Raw genomic sequence first — 17,496 nt, 5'->3', positions numbered from 1 at the left:
TGCAATCAGGAGAGCCCTGATGCAAAACTGCCCGCGTCATGCGTGGACGCGGGCAGATCGATCGACAGCATCAGAACTGGAGGCCCGGAGGAATGTCCTGCTCCTGGATGTTCACGAGCGAAAGGCTCCCCAGGATCCATTCGCGCAGCGCGCCGAGGGCACGGCTATATTCCAGCCAGTTGTCGACATAGGTGCGGAAGCGGGTATCGGAATCGACACGCACGCCGCAGCAGGTCGGCTGCGCGGCAACCGGCGTCGGGATGATGACCTTGCCGACCTTCGCGTTCTTCTTGACGGTCACCAGCGACAGCATCGCCACCTGGATCAGGCAGTCCGCCCGGCCCGACTGCACCGCCAGCACGGCCTCATCCGGGGACTTCAGCGCAACCAGCGTCGCCTTCGGCAGCGTCCGCCGCGCATAGAGATCGTGCGTGGATCCGATATCCACGGCCACCTTCACCTCCGGCTTGTTGAGGTCGTCCCATGATTTCGGCTCGAAGCCGGGCTTCGCGATGATGGTGAACGTGTTGTTCATGATCGGGCGGGTAAATTCAACGATCAGAGCCCGCGACGGCGTCGGGCTCAGTCCGAACATGATGTCGATCTTGTTGGCCTGGAGATCCAACACCGAGTTGCCCCAGGTCGACTCGATGATCTCGATCTCGGCTTCCATCGCCTTGGCCAGCTCGGTCGCCATGCTGACGCAGAAGCCCGACCATTGTCCGGTCGCGATGTCCTTGTGGTAATAGGGCTCGGTGCCGACGATACCAGCGATACGGAGCTTCTTGGTCCTGCGAATTTGCGCGAACGTGCTCTCCGGTTGCGACTGCGCAAGGGCCGGCGACACCGCCGAGCTCGCTGCGATCGCAGCGGCCGCCGCGCCAAGTCCCACAAGCGATCCGATTTCACGACGATTGACCATTCAAACTCCCCCTCTTAAAGTTGATTTTTTGACCCCGGACTGCGATGCCGCGAGGTCGGACACACTCATGCCGCCCTTTTGCTAGCAAACCGTGCGACAAAGTCACCCGTTTCGGTGCTACGGGCCTCCCTGGCCAGCCGGCTACCTTCACGGGTCGACAGGAAGTCGGACAGGCTTGCATCTTCCTGGCGCACAAAGCCCTTTGCCGGCAGCTTGCCCGCGAGAAACAGCTCGACCATCGCGACACAGCCCGCGGCCGTCGTCAGCTGGATCGCCCCGAGCTCGGGTCGGCCATCGTAGCGCAGGACGATGCTGTCCTCCTCCATGCGGCCGTCGCGCTCACCGATGCCGGTGACGAAGATCACAACGACGTCTTTGCGCGTAAATGGAGCTGCGCGATTGAGGATGCGGCGCATGGTCTCCCGGTCGTCCGCAAGCCCGAGTCCCTGCAACAGCAACTTCATGATCTCGGCATGTCCGGGGTAGCGCAAGGTCTTGTAGCTCATGTCGCGAACCTTGCCCGCCAAGGTCTCGGTCAAAGTGCCAAGCCCGCCTGAGGTGTTGAAAGCCTCATAGGCGACGCCATCGATCATCACGCCCTCGACCCCCTCCAGCGCCGGCACCGCCGTCGGCTTGCCGTCAAACACGATCTCGCAGGGGTTGCAGTATTCGTTGATCAACCCATCGACGGACCAGGTCACGTTGTACCGCAAGGCATTGGTCGGATAGAGCGGCAGCGCACCGACGCGCATCTTGATGGTTTTCACGCTATCGAACCGCGATGCCATCTCCGCCCCGAGCACGCAGATGAAGCCCGGCGCCAGGCCGCATTGCGGCGCAAACATCACGTCCGCGCCCGCTGCGATGTCCTTGATATAGGCGGTCGTGGCGACGTCCTCGGTGAGGTCGAAATAATGGGTGCCGGTCTCCGCGGCGGTCTGCGCAATGCCACGGTTGAGAAAATACGGACATGCGCTGACGACGATCTCCTGGTCCTTCAGAAAGGCGCGGAGGGCAGCAACGTCTCCGGCATCCACAACTGTGGTAGCGAAGATGCGTCCGGCACTCAAGCCGAGCTGCGCGTCCGATGCGTCCGCCAGGGTCACCTTGTGCCCCTGCTCCGCCAGCATGCCGGCGATCACGGTACCAATCTGCCCGGCGCCGAGAACGGCGATGTTTCGCGATGATTGAGCCATATCGAACCCCTTCCTAGAGAGCAGCCTGGACGCCGACGGCCGCCGGATCGGCCCCGACCTTCTTCAGCCATGAGAATACCGGCGGCAGGCGATCGGCGATGGATTCCACCGCAACGTCGATGAAGACCGGCTCGTTCAGCTGGAACGCCTCGCGCAGCGCCGCCTCCAGTTGCACCGGCGTTTCGACCCGGAAGCCGCGAATGCCGTAGACGGACGCGAGCCGGCTCATGTCGTATTTGCCGAAGTCGACGCTGAATGTCGGGTCGTTGGCCGGCACGGCCGCGCCCGGCGCGGACGCCTTGCGGGCGCGATCCCGATCGACGACCCGCTGCAGGGCCTTGATCCAGCCAAAGCAGGCATTGTTGAAATGGATCAATACAGCCGGAATTTGCAGGCGCGCGAGCGTCTCCAACTCGCCGGCCGACATGCCGAGCGAGCCGTCGCCGAACAGGCCGACGGGCTTCAGATGGGGCGCTGCGAAGTAGGCGCCGATCACCGCCGGAATGGCGTAGCCGAGGCCGCCATAGAAGCGGGGGATCACGAGCTTGGACTGCGGATCGCGCAGGCGGAGAAAGCGCGTCGCATAGGGCGTCGGCGTACCGGCGTCCGACACCACGTTGCACGGCATCGGCAGGCACCGGTTGAGCGTTTCGATCACCCGCTCGGGCCGCAGCGGTACCTCGTCGCTCTGCAGATGCGGCGCCATCACGTCCCAGAACTCGGCGCGACGGTTGTTGATGTCGTCGACCCACCCGGCGGTCACCGACGCACGATCGGCGGGGGCCTTGGCGATCAGGGCCTCGACGACCGCGCGCGCGTCGCCCACCAGCGGGAAATCGATGGCGTAGGTATTGCCGATGATTTCCGGCTCGAGATCGACCTGAACGATCCTGGTCTCCCCGTTTGGCACCGGCCACTGCCAATTCATGGTGGCCACCGAGCCCATGCGGCAGCCGACATAGATCACGAGATCGGCACGCCCGAGCGCCCACACCGCGTGCGGATGGAAGCCGTTGTCGCCGATGATTCCGATCCCGAGCCTGTGGTCGTCGCGAATGACACCTTGCCCGGTGATCGTCGTGACGACGGGAATGCCGAGACGCTCGGCAAAGGCGGTGATGGCTTCCGCCGCTGCGGATCGATTGGCGCCGCCGCCCGCAACGATCAGCGGACGCTCGGCGGCGAGGATGGCGCCCAGCGCGCTGTCGAGATCGGCGTCGGCGGGCCTGCTCCTGTAGGACGGCGCCTGCCTGCATTGCGGCTCGACATGCAGCGAGACGCCCTCGCTGGGCAGATCCTGGTAGAGAATGTCCTCCGGCAGCGCGAGGACGACGGCGCCGGGCCGACCGCCAGTCGCCTCGCGAAAGGCGCGGCGCACGACCTCGGGCAGCTTGCGCACATGAGCGAGCGTCTCGGCCCGCTTGCTGATCGGCTTGAACAGATCCTGGACGGGCAGCTCAGTCAGGGTGCCGCGCCCGACGCCGGGCTGCGGAATGTCGTTGACCAGCAGGATGAGGGGCACCGACGATTTGTTGGCTTCGGCGACGCCGGGCAGACCGTACAGCGCACCGGCCCCGCTCGGCACCTCCGCGACTCCCGGCTTTCCGGACAGGCGCGCATAGCAGTCCGCCATGAACACCGCCGAACGTTCGTCACGGCACAGGATGTGGCGGGGCGCGCCCTTCGTCGTTCTGAGAGCCTCATAGAGCGCGACATTGGTATCGCCCGGGACGCCGAAGATGACGTCGACGCCATATCCGGACAGCATGCTCACCAGCGCGGTTGCACCGTTCATTTTCAAATGCTCCTTGTTCTCAGTTGTTATTCAGGAGCATAGGCGCGGCATAAATATCCAAACCGCCGGTTATACGAAGAATATAGTTGCAAACCGCCGGACTAAGACTCGTTTCGACGGGAAACGAGACATCTTGCTAACAATCGAAGCAAGAAGGACGGCAATGAGGCAGGCTTTGCCCAGGCCTTGTTCACCTTTCGAATTTTCTGGCGAGAAGAATCGATGACGTGGTGCGTCGAACACCTTCCATCTCGGCGATCCAGTCGATGATTTCGTCGAGATGCGCCGACGTCGCGCAGTTGATCTTGACGAAAAGATCGAACGGGCCGCTCAGCGTGTAGCAGTCGACGACTTCAGCTTTCTTGCGCAGCGCGGCAATGACGTTGCCCTGCTGCCTCACCTCCAGCTCGATCAGGATGATCGCCGAGATCGAGGTCACATGCGCCTGCTTGCCCAGGATCGCGGTGTAGCCGGCGATCGTTCCGTCCTTTTCCAATCTTGCCAATCGCCCCTGCGCGGTCGCCCGGGACACGCCGAGCGCCTTCGCAAGATCGGAAATGGAGGTCCGCGCGTTCACCATCAGGATGTTGATGAGGTCCTGATCCTTCCTGGCGTCCGCGGGGCGGGCCATATCTTACCTCTCCGAATTGATCGTTTCTGAGCAGAACGAAGGGAAATTATTACGTTCTGGCCAAAACGGTCCAGCACTTCTTCCAGTCAGCCCCTGCCTGTCTATCGATCAGGCGCGGTCACCGCGATGAGCCACTCCCGGAACGCTCGAAGCGGCGGATAGGCCGCACGCTCCGACGGCCAGACCAGGTAGTAGCGCTCGGGACTTTCCATTGGCAGATTGATGGCCCGGACCAGCTTGCGGCTCGCAAGCTCCTCCTCGATCAGGAACGTCGGCAACAAGGCCACGCCCAGGCCGGCCATCGCGGCCTGCGCCGCGGTGGCAAACTGATCGAACACCATTCCCTGAGTGGGCCGCGCTGCGACGTCGTGCATCGCGAACCAGCGCGTCCAGGCCTGGGAACGAGTCGAGATGCTGAGCAGCGGCGCCCGCCGGAGATCGCCCGCGGCACGAAAGCGATACTCCCGTTTCAGGCCGGGACTACACGCCGGAATGACCTGCTCGGAGCGCAGGAGGGCCATTTCTGCGCCCGGCCATTCCGCCTGGCCGAAATGGATCGCGGCATCCAGCGCCTCCGCGCCGAAATCGAAATAGGACAGCCGCGTCGCGAGGTTGATCGTGATCCCGGGATTGGCCGCGAGAAATTGCGGCAGCCGCGGCGCCAGCCAGCGCGTCCCGAACGTCGGGAGAATGCCGAGGTTGAGCGTTCCCCCGCCCGGATTGGCCCGCAGGTTCAACGAGGCGGAGCTGATCTTGTGGAGCGCGTCGCGGATCTCGCGCGCATAGGACGCGCCGGCGGAGGTGAGCCGCACCGTCTGACGTTCCCGAATGAAGAGCTCGGCCTCGAGCTGCTGCTCCAGGATCTTGATCTGCCGACTGACCGCGCTCTGCGTCAGCTGAAGCTCCTGCGCCGCCATGGTCATGCTGCCGGTGCGGGCCGTCGCCTCGAAGGCGGCGAGAACCGCGGTGGAGGGAAGGAAGCGGCGAGGTGTCTGGGTGCTCATTTGGTCATTCCAATTCAGAATGATCTTCTGAGCAAACATTGTTTGAACCGGCCCCAGCGGCAAGTCTAATCTGCAGATGTCATGATCAAATTGCATGACTGAGCGATCAGGGCCTCGCACGATCAGGCTGGTCCGGCCCCACTGGAGATCTCCGATGCGAGCACTGCACGCGGACGCCGACGACATCCGCACCTTGTTTTCGCGCGCTATGTCGGACATGTACCGCGCCGAGGTGCCGCAATACGGAACCCTGATGGAGCTGGTGAGCGAGGTCAATCGGGCGACCTTGCAAGAGAGCGAGCAGTTGCGCGCGAGCCTCGAGCGGAGCGACGAACTCGAGCGATTGAGCCTCGAGCGTCACGGCGCGATCCGCCTGGGACGCGCGGAGGAGTTGTTCAACGTGCGCCGCGTGTTTGCCGTGATGGGCATGCACCCGGTCGGCTACTACGACCTGTCGGCCGCGGGCGTGCCGGTGCATGCGACGGCGTTTCGCCCGATCGACGATGCAGCTCTGCGCCGCAATCCGTTTCGGGTTTTCACCTCGCTGCTGCGCCTGGAGCTGATCGAGGACGACGCGCTACGCGCGGACGCCGAGCGCATCCTTGGCGAGCGCAGCATCTTCACGCCGCGCACCCTGGACCTCGTGGACGTGTTCGAGACGCGGGGTTACCTGACCGTCGCGCAGGCCGAGGAGTTCGTCGGCGAAGCGCTGGAGACCTTCCGCTGGCACAGCGAGGCGACGGTCAGCCTCGACGTCTACGAGCAGCTGCACGATGCGCATCGGCTGATTGCCGACGTGGTGAGCTTCAGGGGTCCCCACATCAATCATCTGACGCCGCGCACGCTCGACATCGATGCCGTCCAGGCCGCAATGCCGGGACGCGGCATCGCCCCGAAGGCCGTCATCGAGGGCCCGCCGCGCCGCAACTGCCCGATCCTGCTGCGCCAGACCAGCTTCAAGGCGCTTGAGGAACCTATCATCTTCAAGCGAGCCGACGGCACATCCGCGCCCGGAACACATACCGCGCGCTTCGGCGAGATCGAGCAGCGCGGCGTGGCCTTGACGCCGGAAGGGCGCGCGCTCTACGACGCGCTGCTTGCGTCGGCACGGGAGACTGGCGGCCGCGAGGCGAGCCCGCGCAGCTACTCCGAAAGACTGGCCGAACGTTTTGAGGCGTTTCCCGACGACTGGGCAACGCTGCGACGCGAAGGCCTGGCCTTCTTCCGCTATTCGGTGACCGAGGCCGGGGCCGGATCGGGCCACGCTCGGACGTCCTCCGTCGCTGATCTAATTGCCGAGGGGCTGTTGCGCTTCGATCCGATCGTCTACGAGGATTTTCTGCCGGTGAGCGCCGCGGGCATCTTCCAGTCGAATCTCGGCTCCGAGGACCAGAAGACCTACGCGTCCAACGCCAACCGGTCCGCATTCGAGGTCGCTCTCGGCGCCAAGGTTTGCGATGAAATGGAGCTATACGCGAGGGCGGAGCAGGATTCGCTGCAGCAGGCTCTGCTGCAGCTGACATCATCAAATCTCGGACGCACGGCGGTCGCCGGTTAGCAGCGGGCAGATCGCAACAACTCATCCAATCTACCGTTCAAAGGCCGTTTGCCATGACCGATACGCCGTCTCGTTCCATCACATCGCTCGCCGGCGAAGTGGACGCATTGCTCGCCAAGCTCGGCGTCGAGCCGAGTCGGCACACAGGCGGCACGCTGGTGGCACGAACTCCGATCACTGGCGAGATCACCGGGCGCGTGCACGAGGTCAGCGCCGCCCAGGCGGCCGTCGAGATCGACAAGGCGCACGCCGCCTTTCTGGAATGGCGGCAGGTCCCTGCGCCGAAGCGCGGTGAGCTGGTGCGGCTGCTCGGCGAGGAGTTGCGCGCCAACAAGGAGGCGCTCGGCAGGCTAGTCTCGATCGAGGTCGGCAAGATCGCCTCGGAGGGCCTGGGCGAGGTCCAGGAGATGATCGACATCTGCGACTTCGCTGTCGGCCTGTCGCGCCAGCTTTATGGCCTGACCATCGCCACCGAGCGCAGCGCGCACCGCATGATGGAGACGTGGCATCCGCTCGGTGTGACCGGCATCATCTCCGCGTTCAATTTTCCCGTGGCGGTGTGGTGCTGGAATGCGGCGCTTGCTTTGGTGTGCGGCAACAGCATCGTTTGGAAGCCGTCGGAGAAGACGTCGCTGACCGCCCTCGCCACCGAGGCGCTGTTCGCGCGCGCGCTCGAACGCTTCAGGCGGGATGGCGGATCAGCCCCCGACGCGCTGTCCGTGGTGTTGTTCGGCGGGCGTGACATCGGAGAGATCCTGGTCGATCACGCCAAGGTCCCGCTGGTCTCGGCGACGGGATCGACAGCCATGGGCCGTGCAGTCGGCCCGCGGCTCGCCAATCGATTTGCGCGGGGGATCCTCGAGCTCGGCGGCAACAACGCCGCGATCGTGACGCCGACGGCGGACCTCGATCTGACGCTGCGCGGCGTCGCCTTTGCTGCCATGGGGACGGCCGGCCAGCGCTGCACGACGCTGCGGCGTCTCTTCGTCCACGAGACGGTCTACGACGCATTCGTACCGCGTCTGAAGCGGGCCTATCAGAGCGTGACGGTCGGCAATCCGCTCCAGACCGACGCTCTCGTGGGGCCGTTGATCGATCAACTGGCCTATTCGGCGATGCAGAAAGCGCTCGAGGCGGCGCGTGCCGTTGGCGGCCACGTGCTCGGCGGCGAGCGCGTTGCGCTGGCGGGAGCCGACGAGGCCTATTATGTGCGCCCGGCGCTGGTCGAGATGTCCGCGCAGACCGGTCCCGTCAGGCACGAGACCTTCGCGCCAATTCTCTACGTGATGACCTATCGCGATCTCGGCGCGGTGCTCGAGCTGCACAATGACGTCCCGCAGGGTCTGTCGTCCTCGATCTTCACCAACGATCTACGCGAGGCGGAAACCTTCCTGTCAGCGCGCGGATCCGACTGCGGAATCGCGAACGTGAACATCGGCCCCTCCGGCGCCGAGATCGGCGGCGCGTTCGGTGGCGAGAAGGAGACCGGCGGCGGACGCGAGTCGGGCTCGGACGCCTGGAAAGCCTATATGCGGCGCGCGACCAACACCATCAACTTCGGACGCACGCTACCGCTCGCCCAGGGTGTCAAGTTCGATATCGCCTGAGAGGAGCCGCCCGTGAACGTGATCGCCAAGTCGCCATCTCCGTTCAAGCCGGCCCAGCGGCTGTCCACCATCGGCGTGTCGGAGATTCTGAAGATCAGCGGGCTCGCCGCGCAGATGAAGCGCGAGGGGCGGGATGTCATCATCCTCGGCGCGGGCGAACCTGATTTCGACACGCCCGAGCCGATCAAGGAGGCCGCGGCGCGGGCGATGCGGGACGGCGCGACCAAGTACACCGTTCTCGACGGCGCGCCCGAGCTGAAGGCCGCCATCCGTGCCAAGTTCAAGCGCGACAACGGACTCGACTTCGCGCAGGACGAGATCACGGTTTCGGCCGGCGCCAAGCAGGTGCTATTCAACGCCATGATGGCAACGCTGGACCCCGGCGATGAAGTCATCATCCCCACGCCATTCTGGGTGACCTACGCCGACATCGTGGCGATCGCCGGCGGGACGCCCGTTCTCGTGCCGTGCTCGGAAGCCGACGGGTTTCGGCTCTCGGCCGAGGATCTTGCACGCGCCATCACGCAGCGGACGCGCTGGCTGATGCTGAACTCGCCGTCGAATCCGTCGGGAGCGGCCTATTCGGAGCACCAGTATCGGCCGATCCTCGACGTTCTGCTGAAGCATCCCAATGTCTGGCTCATGGTCGACGACATCTACGAGCACATCGTCTACGACGGCTTTCGCTTCGTGACGCCAGTCGCCATCGAGCCGGCGCTGCGCAACCGCACGCTGACGGTGAACGGGGTCTCAAAGGCCTATGCGATGACCGGCTGGCGCATCGGCTACGGCGCCGGCCCCAGCGCGCTGATCAAGGCCATGGCCGTCGTGCAGAGCCAATCAACTTCCTGCCCCTCGTCCATCAGCCAGGCCGCCGCAATCGAGGCGCTGACAGGACCGCAGGATGTCATCGCCGACCGCTGCCGCTCGTTTCAGCAGCGGCGCGACCTCGTCGTCAACGCGTTGAACAGCATCGAAGGCATCAGCTGTCGCGTCCCCGAGGGCGCCTTCTACACGTTCGCGAGTTGTGCAGGCCTCATCGGCAAGACCACGCCGGAGGGCCGCGTCGTGGAAGACGATACCCTGTTCGCAGACTATCTTCTGCGCACCGCCGGCGTTGCCGTCATCCCGGGTTCGGCCTTCGGCCTCGCGCCCTATTTCCGGATCTCCTACGCTACCTCAGCGGCCGAGCTTCGCGACGCCTGCCAGCGCATCGCTGCCGCATCGGCTCGACTTTTGTAGATTGCGCGGAACACTTGTGAGCCGCTCGCATTTCACCCATTTTCTTGCGCGAATACTGACGCAATGAGATATCGCGTTGCATCAGCGACGAACTGGTTACACAGTTCGCTCGTGACCTTTTGCCGCGATCGCCTCTAATTCGGGCCGGCCTTTTGTCGCCCACAGCTTGCGGGCCTCTTCGCCTTTGTCGCTGCGGAGCTTATCGGCTGCCCAGAGCAATGCCTAAGATCGTCGCCCGATCATCCCCGGCGAGCCCTACGATGCCGGCTTTGACGACGAGTCCACCGAGCTCGATGAGATGCCGCGTGCGCTTGCGGCGTTCGACCTGCCAATTGGGCATTTCATGCCGCGCCTTTGCGGCCTGATGCCGGTTGCGCGCCGCTCGGTGGCGCTGGAGCGCCGTCCATGCTGCGATCAGTTGCTGCTGCAATTCGCCGCGGCCGGCTCTGAAAGAACGCGACCCCGCGCTTGGCCCATGCCTCCCTCCTTCCGGCATCTTTCGTCTCGGCTACGCTCCGAATAGCTGCGCCACGAGATCGGGCTTAGAGCCCTATCCCGAGTGAACCGAACCATTGCCGCGCCGCTTCGGCAACTGCGATCAGCCGGTCCGCGACAAGCATCCAAAGCGGCAATCGCACGACCCATTTCCCGACCTCAGAGCCGGCCGCTTTCACCGCTTCGGTGACGAAAATATCCGCCTGCTTTTCGAGATAGTCGCGAAGTCGTTGTCCGAACGATAGCAGCGTATTCGCCGCAACGACTGCCTCTTGAGGGGTCTGCGCCGGCTCCGGAGGCTGAGACCTCAAGACGACAAGAGCAGTTTCGACGGCCTCGCGGTCAAGGTCCCCAAAGGGAAGCGGCTCGATCGGCTCGGGAGGCTGATTATGGCCGATGCCTCCATGATCCGGTGAGAGCCTAGCAAGCGCGTCCTCAAGGGACTCGATGCGCTGCATCATCTCCCGATGCAGTTCTGTCGGGTCGCGCTGGTCTGGCGTTTCCTGGTCGTCTGGCGGCTGTGTTCGTCTGCCGTGGGGCGCCCAGTCGAACACCCCTTCAGCCTCAACCGCCTCAATGGCGGCTTCGATTACGCTTTCAGATGCGGCATCGCCGAATGCATCGGAGATCACGTCTCGAGCGTCATAAGGGCCGCCCCAGATGTAGACAAACTCCCCGTCGTCTCGGGGCGTCTCCATAGCCGGGTCTTCGAAATTCGAGAGGAACCATTCTTTGATGACTTCGACCGCTTCGTCACTCTCCAACCCACTGACGTCGGGTGGCGTGGAAAGGGAATCGAGCTGCGGTTCATCAAATCGCGATAGGTCCGGGGCAGGGTTTTGCGGGGCGAAGCTTTCGAGCGGAGGGGGAGGAACCTCCACGGCACCGCCGGTTGACATGTTAGGTGATCTCAGCCTCGCCCTCCAAGTAGCGATCAGAGCAGCGGCTGCATCAAACGACGATGTATCAGGCAACGGTTGGAGGCGCGGCTGCGAGGAGGGGTCAGTTGCTTCGTCGTCGGTCATCTTGCGGACTTCAAAAATGGTCCGCGTGGTTCCGCGGTGGTTCCTTGAAGGCCGTCTACTCTGGCGCCAGAAAGCGCAGTCAAGGAAAGTGAATGTTTCTCAGCACCTTAACTGGTACAGTTGGGTGGGCTCGAACCACCGACCTCCTGTTCCACAGACAGGCGCTCTAACCAACTGAGCTACAACTGCATCCGCAATTGGCGCCTGCAAAGGGGCGCCGAACGGGGCGGAAACTAGGTGCAATGCGCGGCTTTGGCAAGGCCGGGCGAAGCAAAGTCCCCCGCCTAGGGAAGCGATTTTTCAACCGCTCTCCGGAACGACCGAGCCCAGGCGGAGAGCCCGGGCTCGGGTTGATTCTTTGGCTCGATTCATGCGTTGCGGTCCCGATGCCGGGGACCGCGGATCGCAGGCTCAGGCGGCCGTCTTGAACAGCTTCGAGGCGCTTTCCTTGATCGGCTCGACGGCCTCGGTGGCCACTTTCTGGCCGAGCTCGCCGAGTTCCTTGGCCTGGACGGCGAACGTCTCGACCAGCTTGCGCGCATGCGAGCTCCACAGCTCCAACGCTTCCGACGGCGAGCGGAGGCCGAGCAGCTGCTGGGCGAAGTCCAGGTTCGCGGTGGTATTGGCCTTCGTGAATTCCATCACCTTGGCCGAATATTCGCCGGCGCCCTTGCTGGCGTTGGCGAAAAAGGCCTCGATGGCACTGTTATGGGTTTCCGCCGCGTCCTTGAACTTGGCGTAGCTCTCGCGGGCCTGCGAGACGCCCTTTTCAGCAAATGCACGCATCTGCTCAGGGACCTCGAACGGAATGATGGAGGCAGAGAACGGATCGGTGGCGTTGGTCATGGCATGTATCCTTCGAAGCAATCAGCACGGTTGCCCGGCCGGTTGGCCGGGTGGTCGAATCGGATCACGCAGAGGAAGTGCCCCTGAGAGCAACCTCCCGTAGAAAGAGATAATGTCGTTTTTGTGCAACGCAAAGCAATTTTATGGCGCTGCACAGAGGCATCGAACTGGGAGCGCTCGGATGAATTCCCAAGCCACTGATACAGTTTAAGATTTCGGCTTGGCCACATCCATCGCGGCCTTGCTGACCGCCTGGCCCATCTCGTTGGCCTGCTCCGCGAGCGCGCGCATCTGGGCCTGGACGAACTCGCTATGCAGCCGCATCACCTCGGCCAGATCCTTCGCATGCAGGAGCGACTGCGCGTAGTCCAGCGAGGACTGCACGTTCTTCTCCGCATAGGAGATCACCTTGGCGCCGATATCCTTGGCTCCGGCGCGAACGGTGGCACCATGTTCTTCCAACGTGCCGGCGGTGGCTTGCGCACTGGCGAGGAATTTCTCGAAGGCCTTGCGCGCCTGCTCGAAGCTCGCCTCGGCCATCGACCGCATTTCCTTGGGCATCTCGAATGCACGACCATTTTCAGTCATCGTCCCATTCCTCTCTGCTGGACTTCTGCTGTACTCGGATCGGCCGGCTACGCCCCTCCGGCCCGCCGACCCGCCGACCCGCCTTCTGATATCCGCGGAGCTTGCCCGCTCCGAGCGGACCAGTACCAATCTACCCTGCGATCGCTGCGCCGGTATGACGTGCCTCCCCTCGGCATGGTGGACGTCCGGGGTCAAATTGCAACATGCAACTTTTGCGGAAGTGCCCGGGCGCAAGGCCGTACCGCCGGAACATCCGGGACAGGTTAAGGTTATCCAAGGTTTCGCCGGACCTGCCGGCGGCCCGGCCGTGGACCTCGCCTCCGAAAACAGGCGATAGTAACCTTTCGTTAAGCTTGCCGTCCGCGGCGTCCGTTTCGACCACCCCAAAGAGCCGTTCGACGACCGATATGAGTCAAACCGATCTCCAGCTGCTCGGCTTGAGCGATCCCCGGCTGGCCGTTCATGCCGTGGGCGCGCTGCCCGCGTGGCTGTGGTCGGCCGATGGCCGCCGGGTGCTGTGGGCCAATCCGATCGGCGCCAAGGCATTCGGCGCGACGGACACCACGGCCCTGGCCGCGAGGTCGTTCGGCCCGGCCGACGTGCATCGGCGTCAGATCGTCCAGCTGTGGCGCCGACTGCCCGAGAACGGCGCGATGCGGCTCGAGCGATTGCGCGGCTTCGGCGCTCCGCTCGGCACGCTGGCGACCTGCGGCTGCGCCAGGATTGACCTCCCCGACGGCTCCCATGCGGTGTTGATCACCAGCACCGACAATGCCGGCCGCAGCATCCCGCTGGTGGAGCGCCTGCAGCGGCTGGTCGCGAACAGCGAGGCCGCGCTGATCGCGTTCACGCGGGATGGTCTGTTCGCAGGCGCCAGCACCGCCGGTCGGCTCATGTTCGGCTATCGCGATCTTGCCGACGGGGGTCTTGCGGGCGCGCGCGACCTGGCGATTGCCGACGGCCAGGCGGAGGTTCAGTTCGGTCCTGCGCGGGCCGTGCTGTACCGCGTCGGCAGCGGCCAGCAGATCGGGCTCGTCCTGGCGCGGATGCCCGGCAGGAGCGAAACCCCGCACGCGCATCCGCCGGCGGATGCAGAGCAGCCGCCCTTGCAGCAAACGAACGACGCGGCTGCCATGCCGGAAGAAGCGAGCGAGCTTACAAGCACGATGACAAGCGACGAGACGCCGGCCCCACCGGCTTATGAAGCACCCGAGCTCTCCAACGAGGCGCCGTCCGAAGTCCTGCTGATCGATCGCGCCGCCGAGGCGGCGGCGCCTGCTGACGCGGCGAATTCGATCGAGGCCGCGGCCGAGCCAAATCCGATCGGCGACGGTCATGCCGACCAACATTCCGGTGCGGCAGATGTCGAGGCACCTGCCCCTTCGAGCAAAATCGTTGCCGCGGAAGCCGAACACGCCTCCGCCCAAGATGTGCCGTCCTCGCCGTCCACCCTGGTCGGTGCGCCCCACGACCAGGTGTCGCCGGCCATTTCGGCAACCACTGACAATAGCGCGGAGCCGGCCGGCAATGTCGTGCCGTTCCGGCCGCCCGGCGAGAGCAGGTTTCCGGCGCTGACAGCGGTGGAGAACAATGCCTTCCATGAACTTGCACGGCAATTGTCGGCCCGGCTCGAAGGCGAAATGCGCGCGGCGCCCACGGAACTGCTCACGGCAATGTCCGAGATGGAGAGCAGCCAGCGCGTGAGCGAGCCGCCTTTCGAGTCATCGGGTGACACCTCCCCGCTCGATCCGTTCGCAGCCGACGCGCGCGCGGCCGATAGCCACGCCGACTGGCTGAGCCCTGAGCCGCCGCCGGTGCAAGGCGACAGTCAGCGCGATCGCATCCTGCTCGACCTGCTGCCGACCGCCGTCCTGATCTATCGGCTCGACCGGCTGCTCTATGCCAACGGCGCATTTCTCGCGCAGATGGGTTATCCCGATCTGGCTGCGCTGGAGCAAGCCGGCGGGCTCGATGCGCTCTATGTCGAGCTGGGCGCATCGCCGAGCGCGAGCACGGCCGGGGCCGGCACGCCGGTGACGATCTCGGTCGCCGACGGGCCGGCGAGCGAGGGACAGAAAGCCGCAGCCCGGCTGTTCACGATCGCCTGGGATGGCGATATCGCGCACGCCCTGGTTTTTGCGCCGCCTGCGAACTCTCCGCCGCCCCAGAACACCGCACCGGTCGAACCGCCAGCTGCGCCGGCGCCGCCGCCTCCGCTGGTGATGACGCCGCCCGAGGCCGGCCATGCGGATGCGGAAGATCTCGGCGCCATTCTCGACGTCACCGCCGAAGGCGTGCTGATGTTCGATGCCGGCGGCAACATCCACGCCTGCAACCGCAGCGCGGAGGCGCTGTTCGGTTATGACGGTCCCGAACTCGTGCGTCGCAATCTCATTGAATTGTTTGCGCCGGACAGCGCGCGGCTGGTGCTGGACTATCTGGACGGAGTCCGCCAAGCCGGCGCCGCCACCGTCCTGGAGCAGCCGCGCGAGGTGCTTGGGCGGCTCCGCCAGGGCGGCATCGTTCCGCTCACGATGACCATCGGGCGAACGCGGCCTGACGGCCCGAATTTCTTTGCCGTAGTTCGCGACCTGTCGCAGGCCCGCCGCGGCGAGAACGAACTGTTGCAGGCGCGCCGGCTCGCCGACCGCGCGGCCACCGCCAAGGCCGACATGCTGGCACGGATCAGCCACGAGGTCCGCGCGCCGCTGAACGCGATCATCGGCTTTGCCGAAGTGATGATCGGCGAGCGCTTCGGCGCGATCGGCAACAAGCGCTACGTCGACTATCTGAAGGACATCCGCACTTCCGGCGAGCGGGTGGTTGCGTTGATCGACGATATGCTCGAACTCTCGCGCGTCGAGACCGGCAGGATCGAGCTCAGCTTCAGCAATCAGAATCTGAACGAACTGGTCGAGAATTGCGTCGCCGTGATGCAGCCCCAGGCCAACCGTGCCCGCATCATCATCCGCAGTTCGCTGTCGCATGCGCTGCCGCCGGTGGTAGCGGATGCACGCGCGCTGCGCCAGATCTCGCTCAACCTGATCTCAAGCTCGATTTCGCTGGCCAATCCCGGCGGCCAGGTCATCGTCTCCACCGCACTCTCCGATTTCGGCGAGGTGGTCCTGCGCGTGCGCGACACCGGCCACGCACTCAACGCCCAGGAGGTCGCGGCAGCGCTGGAGCCGTTCCGTTCGCGCCCGCCATCGGATCAGGCGTCCGAGACGTCCGGTCTCAGCCTGTCGCTGACCAAGGCGCTGGTCGAAGCCAACCGCGCGCAATTCCACATCAAGCCGGCGCCGAAATCCGGCACGCTGATGGAAGTGGTGTTCTCGCGCGCGATGGCGCGGAATCAGAGCCTAGGCTGAATGGACTGCAAGCGCGCGCCGCTTCAGCCCGAGCAGCAACGGACCATAGGCCAACGCGTATCCGGCGAAGGCGAGGACCCAGGCGAAGGCTGCGACGTACAGCACGATCTCGCCATGCGCCGGCGCCACCGCGGCGCAGATGCGTGTGACCGCCGCAACAACGATCGCGGCATAGATCGCCTGTGTCGCGGGTGAGGCCGTCAATTGCTGGCCGGTATGGCCAAGGGTTGCGCGCGTCATCACCGCGAGCGTCATCACGCCGGCGGCTCCCACCATCCAGGCGTGGAGGCCCGCGCTCGGCAGCACGATCCCAAAGCTCGCGGCCGCATTGATCAAGAAGCCGAGCGGCACGAAAGCGTAGCCGACGTGGAGGATGACAAGCAGCCGCTCCCGCACGGTGCGATCGCCGGCCCAGCGCGCCAGCCGAACGATGTGCAGCAAGCCGGCGAATGCCAGCGCAGCGCCCGTGAATGCACTGTCGGGAATCACGATCCAGCCGAGCAGCGCCAGCGCGCTGATCAGCATGACCACGACATCGAAGCGACCGAACGGCACCGGCAGGCGCCCGGGATTTTGGCGAACCAGCCAGTTGCGGGTGAAGCTCGGCGTGATGCGGCCCCCGATCAGCGCGATCAGCAGCACGACGACGGCGACACCGATGCGGATGCTGGTGTCGGCGGTGCCGCGGACATGGGCTTCGAGATGGAAGCCGACATTGCCCGCCAGCAGCAGGGTGACCAGGCCGACCACCGGCAGATTGCGCCAGTTCCTGCCGGCGATGATTTCCCGCGCAGTTGCCGCAACGACGAGCGCAAGGAAACCGGCATCGATCACGAGCACGAGCCACCAGCTCGCCCCGGCGGAAAAGGTGACGGCCAATCGGCCGGCGATCCAGGCCAGCACCAACGTCAGCAACGGCATGCCCTGCAGCGGCAGCCGTCCGGTCCAGTTCGGAATCGCGGTGAGCAGGAATCCGGTGATGACGGCAGGCAGGTAGCCATAAAGCATCTCGTGGACGTGCCAGTCCCGCGGTGCAAAGGCCGAGGTCAGCTTCAGCTCGCCATAGAACACCGGCAGCCAGACCAGGATTGTCAGCGCGGCCTGGATGGCGCCGAGCAGGAAAAATGGTCGAAAGCCGTTGGCGAGAATGGGCAAGCCCTGATGCTCGCGATAGCGGGGAATGGCCATCTGCTCTTTCCCTCATTCATTCCGGGTCATT

At 64.8% G+C, this 17,496-nt stretch carries 13 protein-coding genes, 1 tRNA gene and 2 pseudogenes; 4 read left to right on the top strand and 12 right to left on the bottom strand.

The window, feature by feature from the left end; translation table 11 throughout:
- Window positions 1–70: 70 nt before the first annotated feature.
- The 5 genes from QX071_RS07440 to QX071_RS07420 form a co-directional block, all read right to left on the bottom strand.
- The gene (locus tag QX071_RS07440) at window positions 71–922 is read right to left on the bottom strand and encodes a transporter substrate-binding domain-containing protein (RefSeq protein ID WP_315701506.1); all 852 of its coding nucleotides are present in this window, start codon (window positions 920–922) and stop codon (window positions 71–73) included.
- Window positions 923–987: 65 nt separating this feature from the next.
- Window positions 988–2,118 (bottom strand): saccharopine dehydrogenase family protein, encoded by a 1,131-nt coding sequence (locus tag QX071_RS07435; RefSeq protein ID WP_315701507.1) that lies wholly within the window; start codon window positions 2,116–2,118, stop codon window positions 988–990.
- Between the two features lie 13 nt (window positions 2,119–2,131).
- Window positions 2,132–3,913 carry a thiamine pyrophosphate-binding protein gene (locus QX071_RS07430; protein WP_315701508.1) on the bottom strand — a complete coding sequence of 594 codons (1,782 nt, stop codon included), beginning with the start codon at window positions 3,911–3,913 and terminating at the stop codon, window positions 2,132–2,134.
- 190 nt (window positions 3,914–4,103) lie between these two features.
- On the bottom strand, window positions 4,104–4,544 hold the full coding sequence (locus QX071_RS07425; RefSeq protein ID WP_315701509.1) for an Lrp/AsnC family transcriptional regulator: 441 nt from the start codon (window positions 4,542–4,544) through the stop codon (window positions 4,104–4,106).
- A 101-nt stretch (window positions 4,545–4,645) separates the two neighbouring features.
- Complete coding sequence (locus tag QX071_RS07420) at window positions 4,646–5,548, bottom strand: LysR family transcriptional regulator (RefSeq protein ID WP_315701510.1); 903 nt, start codon at window positions 5,546–5,548, stop codon at window positions 4,646–4,648.
- A gap of 154 nt (window positions 5,549–5,702) precedes the next feature.
- Between QX071_RS07420 and QX071_RS07415 the strand changes: the two genes are divergently transcribed.
- Genes QX071_RS07415 through QX071_RS07405 form a run of 3 tightly spaced genes read left to right on the top strand, consistent with a single transcriptional unit; the run spans window position 5,703 to window position 9,955 of the window.
- Complete coding sequence (locus tag QX071_RS07415) at window positions 5,703–7,106, top strand: VOC family protein (protein WP_315701511.1); 1,404 nt, start codon at window positions 5,703–5,705, stop codon at window positions 7,104–7,106.
- A gap of 53 nt (window positions 7,107–7,159) precedes the next feature.
- On the top strand, window positions 7,160–8,713 hold the full coding sequence (locus tag QX071_RS07410) for an aldehyde dehydrogenase family protein (protein ID WP_315701512.1): 1,554 nt from the start codon (window positions 7,160–7,162) through the stop codon (window positions 8,711–8,713).
- 12 nt (window positions 8,714–8,725) lie between these two features.
- Complete coding sequence (locus tag QX071_RS07405) at window positions 8,726–9,955, top strand: pyridoxal phosphate-dependent aminotransferase (RefSeq protein WP_315701513.1); 1,230 nt, start codon at window positions 8,726–8,728, stop codon at window positions 9,953–9,955.
- Between the two features lie 96 nt (window positions 9,956–10,051).
- On the opposite strand, the pseudogene QX071_RS07400 reads toward QX071_RS07405, so the two are convergent.
- The 6 genes and pseudogenes from QX071_RS07400 to QX071_RS07375 form a co-directional block, all read right to left on the bottom strand.
- Window positions 10,052–10,295: pseudogene (locus QX071_RS07400) on the bottom strand (conjugal transfer protein TraD).
- Window position 10,296: 1 nt separating this feature from the next.
- A pseudogene (locus QX071_RS07395) lies at window positions 10,297–10,479 on the bottom strand (conjugal transfer protein TraD); the annotation flags it as partial.
- Between the two features lie 18 nt (window positions 10,480–10,497).
- On the bottom strand, window positions 10,498–11,349 hold the full coding sequence (locus QX071_RS07390; protein ID WP_315701515.1) for a hypothetical protein: 852 nt from the start codon (window positions 11,347–11,349) through the stop codon (window positions 10,498–10,500).
- Window positions 11,350–11,587: 238 nt separating this feature from the next.
- Window positions 11,588–11,664: transfer RNA gene (locus QX071_RS07385), tRNA-His, on the bottom strand.
- A 222-nt stretch (window positions 11,665–11,886) separates the two neighbouring features.
- Window positions 11,887–12,321 (bottom strand): phasin, encoded by a 435-nt coding sequence (locus QX071_RS07380; RefSeq protein ID WP_315701516.1) that lies wholly within the window; start codon window positions 12,319–12,321, stop codon window positions 11,887–11,889.
- Window positions 12,322–12,528: 207 nt separating this feature from the next.
- Window positions 12,529–12,909 (bottom strand): phasin, encoded by a 381-nt coding sequence (locus QX071_RS07375; RefSeq protein ID WP_315701518.1) that lies wholly within the window; start codon window positions 12,907–12,909, stop codon window positions 12,529–12,531.
- A 407-nt stretch (window positions 12,910–13,316) separates the two neighbouring features.
- On the opposite strand from QX071_RS07375, the gene QX071_RS07370 reads away from it, so the two are divergent.
- Window positions 13,317–16,277, top strand: a complete 2,961-nt coding sequence (locus QX071_RS07370) for a PAS domain-containing protein (RefSeq protein ID WP_315701519.1) — start codon at window positions 13,317–13,319, stop codon at window positions 16,275–16,277.
- On the opposite strand, the gene QX071_RS07365 is transcribed toward QX071_RS07370, so the two are convergent.
- Window positions 16,269–17,465 (bottom strand): NnrS family protein, encoded by a 1,197-nt coding sequence (locus QX071_RS07365; RefSeq protein ID WP_315701520.1) that lies wholly within the window; start codon window positions 17,463–17,465, stop codon window positions 16,269–16,271. The genes QX071_RS07370 and QX071_RS07365 overlap by 9 nt on opposite strands.
- Between the last annotated feature and the right edge of the window lie 31 nt (window positions 17,466–17,496).

The organism is Bradyrhizobium sp. SZCCHNS1022, assembly GCF_032484835.1.
GTDB lineage: Bacteria > Pseudomonadota > Alphaproteobacteria > Rhizobiales > Xanthobacteraceae > Bradyrhizobium.
The sequence above is the reverse complement of the archived record's forward strand: the minus strand, read 5'-3'. Positions and strand labels throughout refer to the sequence as shown.

Excerpts from the sequence above, each read along its gene's own strand:
- QX071_RS07440 (WP_315701506.1), bottom strand. The coding sequence starts at position 922 with ATGGTCAATCGTCGTGAAATCGGATCGCTTGTGGGACTTGGCGCGGCG.
- QX071_RS07435 (WP_315701507.1), bottom strand. The coding sequence starts at position 2,118 with ATGGCTCAATCATCGCGAAACATCGCCGTTCTCGGCGCCGGGCAGATT.
- QX071_RS07430 (WP_315701508.1), bottom strand. The coding sequence starts at position 3,913 with ATGAACGGTGCAACCGCGCTGGTGAGCATGCTGTCCGGATATGGCGTC.
- QX071_RS07425 (WP_315701509.1), bottom strand. The coding sequence starts at position 4,544 with ATGGCCCGCCCCGCGGACGCCAGGAAGGATCAGGACCTCATCAACATC.
- QX071_RS07420 (WP_315701510.1), bottom strand. The coding sequence starts at position 5,548 with ATGAGCACCCAGACACCTCGCCGCTTCCTTCCCTCCACCGCGGTTCTC.
- QX071_RS07415 (WP_315701511.1), top strand. The coding sequence starts at position 5,703 with ATGCGAGCACTGCACGCGGACGCCGACGACATCCGCACCTTGTTTTCG.
- QX071_RS07410 (WP_315701512.1), top strand. The coding sequence starts at position 7,160 with ATGACCGATACGCCGTCTCGTTCCATCACATCGCTCGCCGGCGAAGTG.
- QX071_RS07390 (WP_315701515.1), bottom strand. The coding sequence starts at position 11,349 with ATGTCAACCGGCGGTGCCGTGGAGGTTCCTCCCCCTCCGCTCGAAAGC.
- QX071_RS07380 (WP_315701516.1), bottom strand. The coding sequence starts at position 12,321 with ATGACCAACGCCACCGATCCGTTCTCTGCCTCCATCATTCCGTTCGAG.
- QX071_RS07375 (WP_315701518.1), bottom strand. The coding sequence starts at position 12,909 with ATGACTGAAAATGGTCGTGCATTCGAGATGCCCAAGGAAATGCGGTCG.
- QX071_RS07370 (WP_315701519.1), top strand. The coding sequence starts at position 13,317 with ATGAGTCAAACCGATCTCCAGCTGCTCGGCTTGAGCGATCCCCGGCTG.
- QX071_RS07365 (WP_315701520.1), bottom strand. The coding sequence starts at position 17,465 with ATGGCCATTCCCCGCTATCGCGAGCATCAGGGCTTGCCCATTCTCGCC.